Origin of the sequence: Caldicellulosiruptor diazotrophicus (assembly GCF_017347585.1) — a bacterium.
Taxonomy (GTDB): Bacteria; Bacillota; Thermoanaerobacteria; order Caldicellulosiruptorales; family Caldicellulosiruptoraceae; genus Caldicellulosiruptor; species Caldicellulosiruptor diazotrophicus.
The window spans coordinates 1,344,340-1,360,242 of record NZ_AP024480.1 but is presented as its reverse complement, the minus strand read 5'-3'; the positions used below and the strand labels follow the sequence as shown (position 1 = coordinate 1,360,242).

Below are 15,903 nucleotides of genomic sequence, written 5' to 3'. Positions count from 1 at the left end.
AAATGAGACTTGACAAAAGTAAAGAAGTATTTGACAACACCAAAAGATATATACCAGGCGGGGTTAACAGTCCAGTTCGTGCATTTAAAAATTTGAGTATTACACCGCCTGTCATCTCAAAAGGAAAAGGTTGCCGTATATTTGATATTGATGGCAATGAATACATTGACTTTGTATTATCATGGGGAGCGATGATATTAGGACATTGTGACCATGATGTTGTAAATAGGATAAAAGAAGTGGTGGAAGATCAAATAGCATTTGGTGCTCCAACAGAAATTGAATATAAGATGGCAAAGCTTGTATGTGAGACAGCCCAAATTGATATGGTTCGATTTGTTAATTCAGGGACAGAAGCTACAATGACTGCTGTAAGACTTGCGAAAGGCTATACTGGGAAGAAAAAAATAGTAAAGTTTGCAGGCTGTTATCATGGTCATCATGACATCTTTCTGAAAGAAGCAGGGTCAGCAGTAGCCGAGCTAAGATTAAAGGGAATTGATGAAGACATTGTACAAAATACAATTGTGGTTGAATACAACAATTTAGATTCGGTAGAAAAAGCTTTTAAAGAAAACAAAGATGAGATAGCAGCTGTTATAATCGAGCCTGTGGCAGGGAATATGGGTGTTGTACCTGCCAAAAAAGAGTTTTTGCAAGCCCTAAGAGAAATTTGCAACCTCCACGGCAGTCTTCTGATTTTTGATGAAGTGATAACTGGTTTTAGACTTTCACTGAAAGGTGCAAGAGCTTTATATAATGTTGAGCCGGACCTTATAACTTTTGGAAAGATAATTGGCGGGGGGCTTCCTTGCGGCGCAGTTGGTGGCAAAAAAGAGATAATGCAGTGCTTAGCACCCCAAGGAAATGTCTTTCAGGCAGGTACTATGTCGGGCAATCCAATTGTGATGAGTGCAGGGTACGTTACTATCAAGAAGCTTAAAGAAAATCCTCATTTTTATAATAATTTGGAGATGTTATCAGGAAAACTCGAAAAAGAGTTGACACAAGTCTTTTCTAATTCCAATTTAACTTTTTGCATAAACAGGGTAGGTTCAATGCTAACAATATTTTTTGGAGTTGAAAAGGTAGAAAATTTCGAGATGGCAAAGATGAGCGATTTAGACTTGTTCAGAAGTTTTGCAGAATATATGATAAAAAACCATATTTATGTTCCTTCCTCTCAATTTGAAGCGTTTTTCTTGTCTGTAGCACATAGCGAAAATGATGTAGAAAAATTCGTTGAAGTTGCTGAGGAATTTTGCTCTTCAAAAAGGAAATGATAAGAACAACATCTTGTAGCTTACTTAGTGTGTTTAAAAAGATGTTGATAGAAGAAAAAGAGATGTGTAAAATAAATTTATACTAAATCTATCTAAATGATTTAATACAATAACATACAGGAGGATAATTTTATGGATATCATAATAGATGAAACATTACAAGGAAAATATGAAAAATTAAAAAACTATATCAAAAGCTTAGGAAGCCTTGCAATTGCTTATTCAGGTGGAGTGGATAGTACATTTTTAGTCAAAGTTGCTTATGATGTTTTAGGAGATAGAGTTATTGCTGTGACTGCAACATCCTCAACCTATCCAAAAAGAGAACTCAATGATGCAATAACATTCATAAAACAAGTAGGAGCAAAACACATAGTCATAGAATCAGAAGAGCTTGAAATTGAGGGATTCAATAAGAACCCTGTTGATAGATGCTATTACTGCAAAAAAGAGCTTTTTGAAAAGATATGGAAAGTAGCAAAGGCACATGGAATTGAGTATGTTGCGGATGGTTCAAACTTTGATGATTTGAATGATTTTAGACCTGGCATGAAGGCGGCATGTGAGCTTAATGTTGTAAGTCCACTTAAAGTTGCTGGGCTTACAAAAGAGGATATTAGGAAATTGTCAAAAGAGTTTGGACTTCCAACATGGGACAAACCTGCCTTTGCATGCCTTTCTTCACGTATACCTTACGGAGAAAGAATAACAAAAGAAAAATTGAGCATGATAGAAAAAGCTGAGGAATATTTACTTGGACTTGGGTTTAAGCAGGTGAGGGTAAGGTATCATCAAGACAAACTTGCACGAATAGAAATAGGTAAGGATGAGATGGAGAAGTTTTTAGATATTAAGTTAATAGAGAGTGTTAGGAATAAGTTTAAAGAGTTAGGTTTTTTGTATATTACTTTAGATTTAGAGGGGTACAGAACAGGGAGTATGAATTTGAGTTTGAATTTGTGAACTTTGTATTAAAATAAAGTGTGTATAAAAATTATATTTTTTTGATTTGAAAGGTAGGAAATAAAAAATGAAAAAAGTAATTCCTGAACTTCATCTCAATGATTGTGCACAGGCAATAGAATACTATAAAGATGTGTTTGGAGCAGAAGTAAAAAATGTTCAGATGGCTGATAACGTTCCAGGTTTTGAGAATTCCAAAGGTAAGGTACTCCATGCAGAACTTTTTTTATCTGATGAATGCGTAATATATTTAGCAGACCAATTTAATAACACTAATGAAGGAAGCAACATTACACTTGTGATTGAATGTGACTCAGAAGAGGAGATTAAAATGATTTATAATAATCTTTCAAAGGAAGGGACAGTAAGATTTCCTTTACAAAAGACATTTTGGGGTGCGCTACATGCAGTTATAACCGATAAGTTTGGAGTAACGTGGGGACTTAACTTTATGCTAAAGCCATAAACTTCAAATTTTTCTTTTTTGATATTGACATTTTCAAAGTATATATGGTATCCTTATAGAGGTGAAAAAGAAGTAGAAGTCTATCGCTTCTCACCTTTCCGAGAAATGACTCGGAGGGTCAATAGTGCTTTTTGAGCCATTTAATATGGCTCAAAAAGAGTTACGGGAGTGGATAGGCTATGCTTCTATCCACTTTTTGTTTAAATTAGGAATTAGGGTTATTTATTTCCAGGAGGTGTTTTAATATAAATAATAAAGATTTGCTCATTAATGAGCAGATAAGAGACAAAGAGGTAAGAGTTATTGATGAGAACGGTGTTCAACTTGGAATTATGAGCATAAAAGAGGCACTGAGGATTGCTGAGGAAAAAAAGCTTGATTTAGTTAAGATTGCTCCTCATGCTAATCCGCCTGTGTGCAAGATAATGGATTATGGCAAGTATAAGTTTGAACTTGCCAAAAAAGAGAAAGAGGCAAAGAAAAATCAAAAGGTTATTAACGTAAAAGAAATCAGGCTTACAACCACAATTGAAGAACATGACTTTAACGTAAAAGTAAAAAATGCAATTAGATTTTTACAGGATGGAGACAAAGTAAAGGTATCTATTCGCTTTAGGGGTCGTGAAGTCTTGCATCCTGAAATAGGTGAAGAGATTATAAACAAGTTTATAGAAAAGATAAAAGAGTACGGAGTTGTTGAGAAAAAGCCAAAATTGGATGGTAAGAACCTTACAGCGGTCATTGCGCCAAAACAGCAATAAAAATTTTTGATGGGGAGGAGTTTTTTGATGCCGAAACTAAAAACACATAGAGGTCTTGCAAAAAGAATTAAGATTAGCGGAAGTGGGAAATATTTGAGAAAGAAAGCAGGTAAAAGTCACCTTTTGAGCGGTAAGTCAAGAAAGAGAAAGAGAAATTTGAAAAAGACGGTGGTTGTTGATGCTACTAACGTTAAAGCAGTCAAAAAGCTTTTGCCGTACCTATAAACAACAATTTTGAGCAGGAGGTAGAGTTATAAATGAGAATAAAAAATGGTGTTTGGGCAAGAAAGAGACATAAAAAATGGCTAAAACTTGCAAAGGGTTATTTTGGTGCAAAGAGCAAGATTTTTAAACAAGCGCATGTAGCTGTAATGAGGTCTTTAAGATATGCATATATAGGTAGAAGGCTTAAAAAGAGAGATTTTAGAAGGCTGTGGATAACAAGAATTAATGCAGCAGCAAGACAAAATGGTCTTTCGTACAGCAAGTTTATGAATGGTCTTAAGAAAGCAGGAATTAATCTTAATAGAAAAGTCTTAGCAGATATGGCTGTTAATGACCAAAAAGCATTTGCTGAGCTGGTTGAAATTGCTAAAAAGCAAATAAATGCGCAGTAAAATGTTTTAAATTTTAATTTTTTTGAACAAGGGTTATTGGTAAGATGTCCACAAAAAAAGTTGAGTTTATTAGCAGTCGCGAGAACGAATGTATAAAGAGAGTAAAAAAACTGCATGATAAAAAGTACAGAGAAGAGTTTAGGTCTTTCATAATTGAAGGTTTAAAACTTGTAAAAGAAGCTATTGACTATCAGATTGAATGTATAAACTTGGTGATATTTTCTCAACAGGCGAAAGATAGGTATCAAGAATTTTACTGGGAGTGCAAGCGTCTTTTAGAAGATGGGAAAATAAAAAGAGTTATTGAGATTCCTGATAAGTTGTTTGAATACATTACTACAACTTCTACACCGCAAGGTATTTTAGCTGAGTGTAACTTTGTTGACAAAGACATAAACTTTATAAAAAATCTGAGAAGAGTAGTTATAGCTAACAATCTACAGGACCCTGGCAATTTAGGAACATTAATTAGATGTGCTGATGCATTTGAATTTGATGCTATTATTACAACAAAGGGTACAGTTGATATCTACAATCCCAAGACAATACGTGCCACAATGGGTTCACTTTTTCATCTGCATATTATGAGAGAGGCTGAAGAGGGAAAATTAATCAAAATCCTAAAAGATAATAGCTTTGCAGTTTATGTGGCAACGCCGTATGGTGATATTGAAATTTCAAAAGTTGTTCCTGACAAAAGATTTTGTGTTGTTATTGGTAATGAGTCTGAAGGAGTTAGCGATTCTTTTGCAAAGGTGGCAACAAGAAAGATAAAAATTCCTATGGTTGGCAAAGTAGAGTCTTTAAATGCGGCGGTGGCAGCTTCAATTGTGTTGTATGAATTGAGAAAAAGATAGAATTTAAGCCTTCATCCAGAGTTAAAATTGTGGATGAGGGCTTAAAAATTAATTAAAGGGTGGTATAAGAAATGAACGATAAAACTCAACATTTTTCATTTGAAGAGAGTATGGACAAAAAGGTTAAAGAGATATTGAGTGAGGTTTACAGTGCGCTGAAAGAAAAGGGTTACAATCCAATTGCGCAACTTGTAGGATACTTAATATCGGGCGATCCAACTTATATTACTAATCATAAGAATGCCCGCTCTATAATAAGGAGAATTGAAAGAGATGAAATATTGGAAGAAATTGTTAAGTTTTATATTGATAATAATGTTGAGTAGTTTAATTTTCAGCTTAAGTTTCGCATTCAGTTTCTACAAGTTTGAAGGGAAAGAGTTTATTAATAAATATTTTTTTGCTACTGTAAAAGAAGTTATTTCAAGTAGCAAAAAAGGTTGGGCAGTGATTGTAGTTTTAAAAGATGAAGAAAGAAGTCAAAAGATTAAAGAATATCTTGGAAAAAAAGGGACAAATATTAGTAATCTATCACAGATGAAAAAGAAAAAAGAGGGTCTATTTTTTTTATACAGTGGTGATGGCAGGTTAATCTTTGTGTTCAATAACCTTTCTGATGAAGGCTTTTTTACTTTCAAATCAGTTCACACTAAAAGAGCTGGGCTTGTACTGGACAGAGAGTTTATGGATATATTAGAAGGCAAGTTTAATAAAGATGCTAAAATGTTAATAGCAAAAGACTTTTTACAATACTTGTGGAAGTTTTTTTGGGTATTGAATTATCAGCTTATGTATCTTAATAAGTATTTGATAGTGCTTTTTACTGTTATTATTATTTTCTCAATTTTAGAAGCAACAATCTATTTTGGCGATTTTAAAATAGATGCAGGAAACGGCATACGTATGTATATTTTAAAATTATTGCCTACCACTGTGATACTTTCATACCTTTTTATTATCTACTCACCGATAATAGTTCAGTATATTAACCATGTTTTTGTATTTTTATTACTGTTTTTTGCAACCTCGTTAATATTATCATACTTCAGTTTAGAAAAAACTCAAGCTGGAGTTGCTTTGGCTGGAATCCTTTCTATTTTGATTCAGGCTATTTTTTATGACAACTATTTGCAACTTATTTCTACTGCAGGATATCATCCTTCATTTGCAAACAGGTTTTATGGTATAGGCAATGAATTTTTTGCTTATTTATTGGGCTTTACATTTGTATTTTCAGTTGCAACTAAAATTCCTTTAAAAAATGTTTATATAATACTCGGGGCCTTAGCTATATTTTTGACGATTCCATATTATGGTATAAATTTTGGCGGGCTTGTTTCTATACTTTTAGGTTTTACTTTATTTTCAGTTATAAAATCAGAAAATAAAAAAAAGATGATTTTTTTGTTGTTACCAGTTGCAATCTTGATAGTTTTTGCTATCTTCAAGAATAGCTATCTATTTAATGTTTTTTCAAACACTGAGGTTTTGCTTGACACAATAAAAAGAAAATTGTTCATGAATCTTTCTTATTTTGTATCCTATCCATTGACAATTTTGCTTGTTAATTGCTCTGTAGCTTTAAGTATCTTAGCTTTGTCCAAAAATAAAATTTTGGTTTTGAGATCACTTGAAAGAGAAAAGATAAAATTGTTTATTATAATCACTATGTTTGGATGGCTTTTGAACGATTCAGGTACGATAATTGTAGGTCTTTTATTAGGATTTTTAAACTTGAGTATATACCTTGCAAAGTTGGTGAATGAATATGGAAATAATTAAACTTGGAAATACATCACTTTATGTGAGCAAAATATGTTTTGGTACATTGACTATGGGACCGCTTCAAAAGAGATTATCTATTGAAGATGGGGCAAGGCTTTTAGCGTACGCATATCGAAAAGGCATAAATTTTGTTGATACTGCTGAGTTGTATGAGACATATGAATACATAAGAAAGTCAATCCAGATAAGTGGGATACGACCTGTGATATCTACAAAATCATATGCTTATGATAAAAAATCAGCAGAGTTTTCTTTATATAAGGCTTTGAAAGAGCTGGATGTTGACTACATAGACCTATTTATGCTCCATGAACAGGAAGGTGAGCATACTTTCAAAGGACATTATGAAGCAGTTGAGTATTTTTTAAAAGCAAAAGAAAAAGGGTATATCAAACATTTTGGCATTTCTACCCACTATGTAAAGGCGGTAAAAGATGCCCTCAAATATCCAGAAATTGAAGTTATCCATCCAATATTTAACTACAAAGGAATCGGAATTGTAGATGGTACAGTTGATGAGATGGCAGAGGCGATAAAACAAGCTTACATACACGGCAAAGGAATTTTTGCTATGAAAATATTTGGTGGAGGCAACCTCCTTTCTAATTTTAAACAAGCGCTTGAGTTTATATTTGACTTTCCATATCTTCATTCTGTTGCAATTGGTATGCAAAGTATATTTGAGGTTGATTATAATATTAGATGCTTTGAGGCAAAGAAGGTTTACTTGGAAAAGGAATTATTAGAAAATATAAAGACAAAAAAGCTTCATGTTGAAAGCTGGTGTGAAGGCTGTGGAGAGTGCGCCTTGCATTGCCACCAAAATGCTATTTCTGTGAAAGATAGAAAAGTGATTGTTGATTACTCCAAATGTCTTTGCTGTGGATACTGCAGCAGCTATTGTAAGCTTTTTGCTTTGAAAGTAATCTGAAGCAAATTGGAAAAGTAGAAAGGTGGTTGTAAATTGAGGATTCTTTGTCTTGACATAGGTAACAGCAGAGTTGGTGTTGCAATTTCAGACCCACTCAAAATTACTGCTCAGCCGGTTATGACAATTGAGCTACGAAATAAAGATTTGTTTGAGGAGCTTGACAAGATATTTCAAAGATACAATATAGAAAAGGTTGTGATAGGCTATCCTCTTTCTAAGCTGCATCCTGATCAGAAAGATGAAAAACTCAAAAAAATTGATGAGATTTCTGAAAAGATTGAAAGCAGATACAATGTAGAGATTGTAAAATGGGATGAGAGATTTTCAACAAAAGCTGTTGAAAGGGTGATATATGAAGAACTAAACTGGAAAAGAAAAAAAAAGATAATTGACAAGGTTGCGGCAGTTTATATTCTCCAGGGATATCTTGACTTTTATAATGGAAGCTAAGAATCTTTTGTGTATGTTGATTTTGGTCTTCTTAAATGGTATATTAATGATAAAAATCTTACCAAGAAAAGCGAGTGATATTATTGAATATAGAAGTGGTTAAAAATGAAATTTACAAGCTAAAAGAAGAAAAGAAAGCTTTGATAGTTGCTCACAATTATCAAATTGATGAAGTGCAGGAGATTGCAGATTTTGTGGGCGACTCTTTTTATCTTAGCAAAGTATGTGCTCAGCGTCCTGAAAAAGTTATAGTGTTTTGTGGAGTTCATTTTATGGCTGAGAGTGCAAAGATACTTTCGCCACATAAAAAAGTCCTATTGCCAGAGATAGATGCTGGATGTCCTCTTGCTGATATGGTGACTGCAGAAGATGTTGAAAATTTAAAAAAGAAATATCCTGATTATTCAATTGTATGTTATATTAACTCTCCTGCTTCTGTCAAAGCAAAATCAGATGTTATCTGTACTTCATCAAATGCTGTAAAAATTGTAAAAGACTTTCCCAATGACAAAATAATTTTTTTGCCAGACAAAAACTTAGGGAGTTTTGTAAAAAAACAGGTACCTGAAAAAGACATCATTCTATGGGAAGGATTCTGTATTACCCATTACAAGATAAAAAAAGAGGATGTTGAAAAAGCCAAGTCTTTACATCCAAATGCTTTGGTTTTGGTCCATCCTGAGTGTAGACCGGAAGTAGTTGAGCTTGCTGACTTTGTCGGAAGTACAAAACAGATAATAGATTTTGCTACTGCCTCAAAAGAAAAAGAGTTTATTATTGGAACAGAGATGGGAGTGCTATACAGTTTAAAGAAGCTAAATCCCGACAAGAAGTTTTATATTCTTCATCCAGGGATGATTTGTCCTAATATGAAGAAGAATACTTTGCAATCGGTAAGAGATGCTCTTTTGTATGAGAGGTACCAGATAGAAGTTGAGGAAGAAATTATGGAAGGCGCAAAAAGAGCACTTTCTAAGATGCTTGAAATGGGCTAATTTGTAAATTGGGGATGGTTAGCTTGGCAGAGTTTAAAAGGTTTTGTATTGAATTTGACTCTGGTAGTGATGAAGTATTAAATTTTGATGTAGTGATTATTGGAACAGGTGTTGCAGGGCTATACACTGCAGTCAATCTTGACAAAAGACTAAAAACTGCTCTTGTAACAAAAGAAACCATGCAGGTTAGCAATACCAATTTAGCCCAAGGCGGGATTGCAGCGCCACTCAGCCATGATGACAGCCCTGACATACACTACATGGACACGATAAAAGCAGGCAGTGGTCTTTGTGATTTGCACATGGTAAGAATTTTGGTTGACGAGGCTATTGAAAATATAAACATTTTGCTTAAGATGAATATTCCATTTGATTTAGATGACGAAGGGGAGATTATTTTAGGTCAGGAAGGAGCACACAGCCGAAGAAGAATAATTCATGCAAGTGGAGATGCAACAGGAAGAATTGTGTCTGAGCATTTAGGACATGTAGTAAAGTCGTATGAAAATGTTACAATATTTGAAAATGCTTTTCTGGTTGATATACTCACCGATGAGAATAACACTGCTATAGGAGTTTTACTAAAGATAAAGAATAAGAATGTCATTTTATTTGCAAAAAACATTGTTCTGGCATCTGGTGGCTATGGATATTTATACAAATACACAACAAACCCTGAGGTGACAACAGGTGATGGCTGTGCTGCAGCAATAAGGTGTGGAGCAAAGGTTGTTGATATGGAACTTGTGCAGTTTCATCCTACAGTGCTTTATCATAAAGTAAACAAAAGTTTTTTGATATCAGAGGCAGTAAGAGGAGAAGGTGGCCTTCTTTACAATATTTTTGGTGAAAGATTTATGCCCCAGTACCATCCTCTTGCAGAGCTTGCACCAAGAGATATTGTTTCTCGTAGCATATACTTTGAGCTGCAAAGGACAGGTTCTGAAAACGTATTTCTCGATATTACTCATCTTGATGCTAACTTTATAAGAAAGAGATTTCCTAATATATATAAAAAATGTTTGGAACTTGGCATTGATATTACAAAAGAAAGAATTCCTGTTGCACCTGCGCAGCATTATAGTATGGGTGGCGTGCTTTCTGACGAGTTTGGCAGAACCACTGTAGAAAACCTTTTTGTATGTGGTGAGGCAGCAGGGACACGTGTTCATGGAGCAAACAGGCTTGCATCAAATTCACTTTTAGAAGGTCTTGTTTTTGGAAGAAGAATAGCTCAATATATCAATGGCAGGTCACAAAAAAATGTAAAATATATAGCAATCTGCCATAGAAGTTTGAGTAAAAAGGATTTTGATTTGAACGTAGCTACCGAGATTGAAGGTTTGAGAAGTAAAATGAGTGAGCATGCAGGGATTGTGCGAACAAAAGAAGGGCTTGAAAAATTGATAGATTACATTGTCTCAAGGTTAGAAATATTGAATACAATGAAACTCAGCACACAAAAAGAGATAGAATATTATAACATGCTCATGATAGGATATATTCTGGCAAATGCAGCGCTGATGAGAAAAGAAAGCAGAGGTTCTCATTACAGAAAAGATTTCCCGTACCAGGACGATGCTAACTGGAAGAAGCATTTGGTATACTCAAACATTTATGGATGGGAGGAAATATTTTAAATGCTAAATTTTTTGGTAATTGATAAAATTATTAAGGATGCACTTGTAGAGGATATGCCATATGGAGATATTACGACAGACTTATTAATTCCGCAAGAGAGCACGTCGAATGCTGTTTTATTGGCTAAAGAGAATGGAATTTTATGTGGAATAGATGTGGCAAAAAGGGTATTTGAGATATTAGATGGCGGCATAAAATTTGAAAAGTTAAAAACTGATGGAGACTATATTCAAAAAGGTGATGTTTTGGCCAAAATACAAGGAAAAACACGAGCAATCTTGATGGGTGAAAGGCTTGCTTTAAACCTTCTTCAAAGAATGAGCGGTATTGCAACATTTACAAATATGCTTGTCCAAAAGGTGAAAGGATACAGGGCAGCTGTCACTGATACTCGAAAGACCATTCCTCTTTTGAGAATGCTTGATAAATACGCTGTTTTTGTCGGTGGTGGAAAAAATCATAGGTATTCCTTGTCTGATGCGGTGCTAATTAAGGATAATCACATAAAGGCTATAGGGAGTATTACAGAGGCTGTAAAAAGGGCAAAAGAGAATGTCCCACATACAATGAAGGTTGAAGTGGAAGTGCGTAATATGCAAGAGTTTGAAGAGGCATTGCGATCGGGTGCAGATGTAATTATGCTTGACCATTTCACAGTTGATGAGATGAAAAGGGCTGTTGAGAAAGCTGAAGGAAGAGTTTTAATAGAAGCATCGGGAAATATAAATATTGATAACATTGAGGAGATTGCAAAAACAGGTGTTGATATTATTTCTGTTGGTTCTATTACCCATTCAGTAAAAAGCCTTGATATTAGCCTTGACTTTGTAGACTAAAGTTTTTTGGAGGCAAATTCTTATGAAAAAAAAGACATTTTGTCCACTTGACTGTTTTGACAGTTGTGCGATTGTTGCTCAGGTTGAAGATGGGAAAGCAGTAAAGCTTTATGGTGATAAAGACCACCCTATCACTAATGGTTTTTTATGCCCGAAAGGTTATAGATTGCTTGAGAAGGTTTATTCAAAAGAGAGGGTAACCACTCCTCTTTTGAGGGTCAAGAATGAATTTCACCAAATTTCCTGGAACCAAGCTTTTGACATGATTGCAGAGCAAATAAAAGAGATTTTAAAAAAGCACAACTCAAGTGCCATTTTACACTATAGTGGAGATGGGTACGAAGGGTATTTGAGAAATATTGAAAGATTGTTTTTTGATTATTTGGGAGGTACGACATACTCTGAAGGGAGTTTGTGCTGGGGAGCAGGTCTTCTTGCCCAGAAAATAGATTTTGGAAATTCGCTTTGTCATTCACCGTTCGACATTTTTAATTCTAACTGGATTGTTCTTTGGGGAAGAAACGCTCTGTGGACAAATCTTCACCTTTTTTATTTTGTCCATAAGGCAAAAAAACAGGGTAAAAAAGTAGCAGTGATTGACATTTACCCTACCGAAACATTCAAGGTAGCTGATATTGGGCTGATTATAAATCCTGGGTCTGACTCTTACCTTGCCTATGGAGCAATAAAGTATATATTGGAAAATGGAAAGGAAGATAGAGAATTTATCGAAAAGTATACCATTGGATTTGAAAAGGTAAAAGAAATTGCGAATAGATTAACATATGAAGAGATAGAGAAAAAGTGCGGTGTGAATAAAAAAGATATAGAAAACATTGCCAATATTTATATTCAAAGACCAGTGTCAACTTTTATTGGCTATGGTCTACAAAGATATACAAATGGAGTAAATACAATAAGAACAATTGACTATCTTGTTGCAATCTCAGGTAATGTGGGAATAAAAGGCGGAGGTTCAAACTTTGCTCACAGGTTCACTAAAAATATAGTTTCGGTTTTCAAAGACGATACCAGAGCTATAAATAAGCGCTTTTATAACAGAGCAAAACTTGGAGAATATCTAAAAGACCAGCAAAATCCACCAATTGAGATGGTTTATATATCTGCCGGAAATCCCGTTTCACAGTGTCCTGATTCAGATTTGGTATTTAGAGAACTTCAAAAAAGATTTGTGGTTGTTGTTGACATGTTTTTGACAGCAACAGCTAAGGCAGCAACCATTATACTTCCTGCTGCAAGTTTTCTTGAGAAAGAGGATGTATTTGTGCCCAATATGTGGCATGATTATATTGGGGTTTCTGAGAAGGTTATTGAAAACATTGGTGAGTCAAAGTCAGAGGTTGAAATAATAAACCAGCTTGCAAAAAGGCTTGATTTAGATTTTCCTATGAAATCAGAAAAAGAATGGGTAGAATATGTAAAAGCTCATTTTGAGAAAGCTTTGAACATTAAATTTGACAAGCATTTTGTGCGTGCAACCAGAATGGATGTTCCATGGGAAGATAAAGTATTTGTAACAAAGAGCAAAAAATTTGAATTTGAAGACGAAAAGATGGGTGTAGCTGTACCATCTACAGATGAAGAAAGAGTGTTAAAAAACCAGCTCAGACTTGTGACCGTTCATTCTCAAAAAACATTGCATTCTCAGGAGTTTTTTGAAAGAAGACCAGTTGCTATTTTTAATATTGAGGATGCAAAAAGACTTGGAATTGGAAATGGCGATAAAGTGCTTCTTTACAATGGCTGTGGAGGTTTTGTTGTTGAAGCAGTGCTGAGACAGCGTATAAAAAGAGGGTATATAATAGTTGAAGAAGGTTATCAAAACCAGAATATTGAGACAATAAACTCTTGCATCTTTTCCAAAACGGCAGAGATGGACAGTCAAGCAGCATTTAATTCAAATTTTGTATTTGTGAAAAAGGTGGCAACATGAAAAATTTATTTATTTTGGCGGGTGGAAAGTCAAAAAGGCTTGGATTTAACAAATTACATCTTAAGATTGGTAATCAAAGTGTTATACAGTTAATAGACAAGAGTATAGGTGGCCTTTTTGACAAAAAGTTTATTGTGATAAAAAACGGGTATCCAGAATTTGAAGGATTTGAAGTAGTAAAAGATAGATTTGAAATAGATGCGCCTGTTGCAGGAGTCTTAACAAGTTTAATGGTAAGCATGACAGACAAGAATTTTATAATAGCATGCGACATGCCGTTTGCCAAAAAAGAACTTGTAGAGTACATGTTTGGGTTTGATGGGTACGATGCAATTGTTCCTTATTATAATAGTTATTTTGAGCCTCTTTTTTGTGTATATAGCAAATCATTTTTGGAAAAAGGATTGGATTTTATAAACAAGGGTATATTTTCTCTTTCTGCTATTTTACAAAATTCAAATGTAAAGAAGATTGAGCTTAACGAAATTTTGAGATTCGATCCTTATCTTGAAAGTTTTAAAAACATAAATACTCAATCTGATTTGGAGGAGGCAAATGAAAGGTTTAGAAGAGTACTTTCAAGCCAGGTTTGATTTAGGAAAAATACCAATTGCTTCAGATTTGATTGTTAAAGAGGTTACTGTAACGATAGAAGATAGAAAGTTCTTTGAATATGTTAAAAGCAAAATAAATGTTGATAGAATAGGTGAAGTGGTGTTTGCAATAAAAGATGGTGATGAAGTGCTTGTTGTGAGACAAAAAGAGTATCCTGATAAAGTTTATAGAGTACCTTCTGGTGGTATCGGTCTTAACGAGGATGTGGATGAGGCTTTGAAAAGAGAAGTAAAAGAAGAGCTTGCACTGAATATTAAAGATTTTTTGCTGATTGGATCGATAAAGTATAATCTTCTCTATTTGCAAGAACATTTCGATTTTTATTCGTTTATATTTTTGATTGAAAAATATGAAAATGATAATCTTGCAAAAACTGATGGAGAGATTTCAGAGGTTATAAAGGTATCTTTGGATGAATTAAAAAATCTTTGTGATATTCTAAAAGGACAAAAGGGTTTTTGGGGTGATTGGGGCAGGTTTAGGTTCTATTCTACTTATCTTGTATATGAGTATCTTGTACGAAAGAAAATAAACTAAAAAAGAGGTGTTGTTTAAAGTATGGCAAAAGTGTTTTTGGCAAAAGGGAAGGGACTGAGAGTAGAAAACGGTCATCCGTGGGTTTTCAGGCATGAAGTACAGAAGATAGATGGGGAGTTCGAGGATGGTCAGATTGTTGATGTGTTTAACTTTAAAGGGAAGTTTGTAGGAAAAGGATTTATAAATTCCAAGTCTCAAATACTTGTAAGACTTCTTACACGAAAAAATGAGGAGATTAGTATTGACTTTTTTAAAAAGAGAATCCAAGATGCCTGGGATTACAGAAAGAGTATAGGCTATACACAAAATTGCCGGCTCATATTTGCTGAGGCTGATTTCTTACCAGGACTTATTGTTGACAAGTTTGGTGATGTTCTTGTAATGCAGACATTGTCAAAAGGTGTTGACAAATTTAAAGATAAACTGGTAGAAATATTAGTTGAGGTTGTCAAACCAAAAGCTATATATGAAAGAAATGATGCAAGAGTGAGAGAAATTGAAGGACTTGATTTAAGAAAAGGATTTTTATATGGCAGCTCGCCTGTGGAAGTTGAGATAGAAGAAAATGGTATCAAGATGATAGTAGATATAGAAAATGGACAAAAAACAGGATATTTTTTGGACCAGAAAGAGAACAGAGTTGCAATAAGGAACTTTGTAAAGGATAAGGTAGTTTTGGACTGTTTTTGTCACACAGGAGGATTTACCATAAACGCAGCCAAATTCGGTGCGTCAAAGGTTATAGGTATTGATATTTCAGATACAGCAATTGAACAAGCAGTGAAAAATGCTAAGTTAAACGGGGTTGAATCAAAATGTGAATTTGTGGTTGCAAATGTTTTTGATTATCTTAATGAACTTGACGACAAGAAAGAAAAATACGATATGATAATACTTGACCCTCCTGCATTTGCAAAAAGCATACACACTTTGGAAAATGCAAAAAGAGGTTATAAAGAGATAAACTTGCGAGCTATGAAGATACTCAAAAAAGGTGGAATTCTTGTGACCTGTTCATGTTCACATTATATGAAACCGGATATATTTTTTGAGGTTATTAAAGATGCTGCAAAAGACGCAAAAAAGACGTTAAGGCTCATTGAGTACAGAACACAGGCAAAAGATCATCCGTATCTTGTAAACTATGAAGAGTCTTTGTACCTCAAATGTTTTATTTTTCAGGTTTTATAAGATTTACAAGGAGGTCTAACT

At 34.2% G+C, this 15,903-nt stretch carries 18 protein-coding genes; all 18 read left to right on the top strand.

Going from position 1 to position 15,903, the window contains the following annotated elements; translation table 11 throughout:
- Positions 1-2: 2 nt before the first annotated feature.
- Positions 3-1,283: a glutamate-1-semialdehyde 2,1-aminomutase gene (gene hemL, locus CaldiYA01_RS06545; RefSeq protein WP_207178067.1), complete on the top strand. Its 1,281-nt coding sequence runs from the start codon at positions 3-5 to the stop codon at positions 1,281-1,283.
- A gap of 132 nt (positions 1,284-1,415) precedes the next feature.
- Positions 1,416-2,246 (top strand): ATP-dependent sacrificial sulfur transferase LarE, encoded by an 831-nt coding sequence (gene larE / locus CaldiYA01_RS06540; RefSeq protein WP_207178065.1) that lies wholly within the window; start codon positions 1,416-1,418, stop codon positions 2,244-2,246.
- A 67-nt stretch (positions 2,247-2,313) separates the two neighbouring features.
- Complete coding sequence (locus tag CaldiYA01_RS06535) at positions 2,314-2,712, top strand: VOC family protein (RefSeq protein ID WP_013403408.1); 399 nt, start codon at positions 2,314-2,316, stop codon at positions 2,710-2,712.
- 260 nt (positions 2,713-2,972) lie between these two features.
- On the top strand, positions 2,973-3,473 hold the full coding sequence (gene infC, locus CaldiYA01_RS06530; RefSeq protein ID WP_013432495.1) for a translation initiation factor IF-3: 501 nt from the start codon (positions 2,973-2,975) through the stop codon (positions 3,471-3,473).
- A gap of 27 nt (positions 3,474-3,500) precedes the next feature.
- Positions 3,501-3,698: a 50S ribosomal protein L35 gene (gene rpmI / locus CaldiYA01_RS06525; protein WP_013403406.1), complete on the top strand. Its 198-nt coding sequence runs from the start codon at positions 3,501-3,503 to the stop codon at positions 3,696-3,698.
- 32 nt (positions 3,699-3,730) lie between these two features.
- Entirely contained in the window at positions 3,731-4,090 is a 360-nt protein-coding gene (gene rplT, locus CaldiYA01_RS06520) for a 50S ribosomal protein L20 (RefSeq protein WP_013430449.1), read from the top strand.
- Between the two features lie 44 nt (positions 4,091-4,134).
- A complete protein-coding gene (locus tag CaldiYA01_RS06515) occupies positions 4,135-4,947 on the top strand; it encodes a TrmH family RNA methyltransferase (protein ID WP_207178063.1) in 813 nt (270 codons plus the stop codon).
- A gap of 71 nt (positions 4,948-5,018) precedes the next feature.
- Entirely contained in the window at positions 5,019-5,273 is a 255-nt protein-coding gene (locus tag CaldiYA01_RS06510; RefSeq protein ID WP_207178061.1) for an IreB family regulatory phosphoprotein, read from the top strand.
- Positions 5,221-6,729 (top strand): hypothetical protein, encoded by a 1,509-nt coding sequence (locus tag CaldiYA01_RS06505; RefSeq protein WP_207178059.1) that lies wholly within the window; start codon positions 5,221-5,223, stop codon positions 6,727-6,729. Before CaldiYA01_RS06510 ends, CaldiYA01_RS06505 begins: the two co-directional genes overlap by 53 nt.
- On the top strand, positions 6,716-7,663 hold the full coding sequence (locus tag CaldiYA01_RS06500; protein ID WP_207178057.1) for an aldo/keto reductase: 948 nt from the start codon (positions 6,716-6,718) through the stop codon (positions 7,661-7,663). Before CaldiYA01_RS06505 ends, CaldiYA01_RS06500 begins: the two co-directional genes overlap by 14 nt.
- A gap of 33 nt (positions 7,664-7,696) precedes the next feature.
- Positions 7,697-8,113 (top strand): Holliday junction resolvase RuvX, encoded by a 417-nt coding sequence (gene ruvX / locus CaldiYA01_RS06495; protein WP_207178056.1) that lies wholly within the window; start codon positions 7,697-7,699, stop codon positions 8,111-8,113.
- Positions 8,114-8,196: 83 nt separating this feature from the next.
- Positions 8,197-9,108, top strand: coding sequence for a quinolinate synthase NadA (gene nadA, locus CaldiYA01_RS06490; RefSeq protein ID WP_207178054.1), 912 nt, complete (start codon positions 8,197-8,199; stop codon positions 9,106-9,108).
- 23 nt (positions 9,109-9,131) lie between these two features.
- Positions 9,132-10,748, top strand: coding sequence for an L-aspartate oxidase (gene nadB / locus CaldiYA01_RS06485; RefSeq protein WP_207178052.1), 1,617 nt, complete (start codon positions 9,132-9,134; stop codon positions 10,746-10,748).
- Complete coding sequence (gene nadC / locus CaldiYA01_RS06480; protein ID WP_207178050.1) at positions 10,749-11,585, top strand: carboxylating nicotinate-nucleotide diphosphorylase; 837 nt, start codon at positions 10,749-10,751, stop codon at positions 11,583-11,585. It abuts the gene before it with no gap.
- A gap of 22 nt (positions 11,586-11,607) precedes the next feature.
- Positions 11,608-13,539: a molybdopterin-dependent oxidoreductase gene (locus CaldiYA01_RS06475; protein WP_207178048.1), complete on the top strand. Its 1,932-nt coding sequence runs from the start codon at positions 11,608-11,610 to the stop codon at positions 13,537-13,539.
- Positions 13,536-14,132, top strand: a complete 597-nt coding sequence (locus tag CaldiYA01_RS06470) for a molybdenum cofactor guanylyltransferase (protein ID WP_207178046.1) — start codon at positions 13,536-13,538, stop codon at positions 14,130-14,132. The genes CaldiYA01_RS06475 and CaldiYA01_RS06470 overlap by 4 nt, the downstream gene beginning before the upstream one ends.
- Positions 14,095-14,691, top strand: a complete 597-nt coding sequence (locus CaldiYA01_RS06465) for an NUDIX hydrolase (protein ID WP_207178044.1) — start codon at positions 14,095-14,097, stop codon at positions 14,689-14,691. The genes CaldiYA01_RS06470 and CaldiYA01_RS06465 overlap by 38 nt, the downstream gene beginning before the upstream one ends.
- Positions 14,692-14,712: 21 nt before the next feature.
- The gene (locus CaldiYA01_RS06460; RefSeq protein ID WP_207178042.1) at positions 14,713-15,882 is read left to right on the top strand and encodes a class I SAM-dependent rRNA methyltransferase; all 1,170 of its coding nucleotides are present in this window, start codon (positions 14,713-14,715) and stop codon (positions 15,880-15,882) included.
- Positions 15,883-15,903 lie beyond the last annotated feature (21 nt).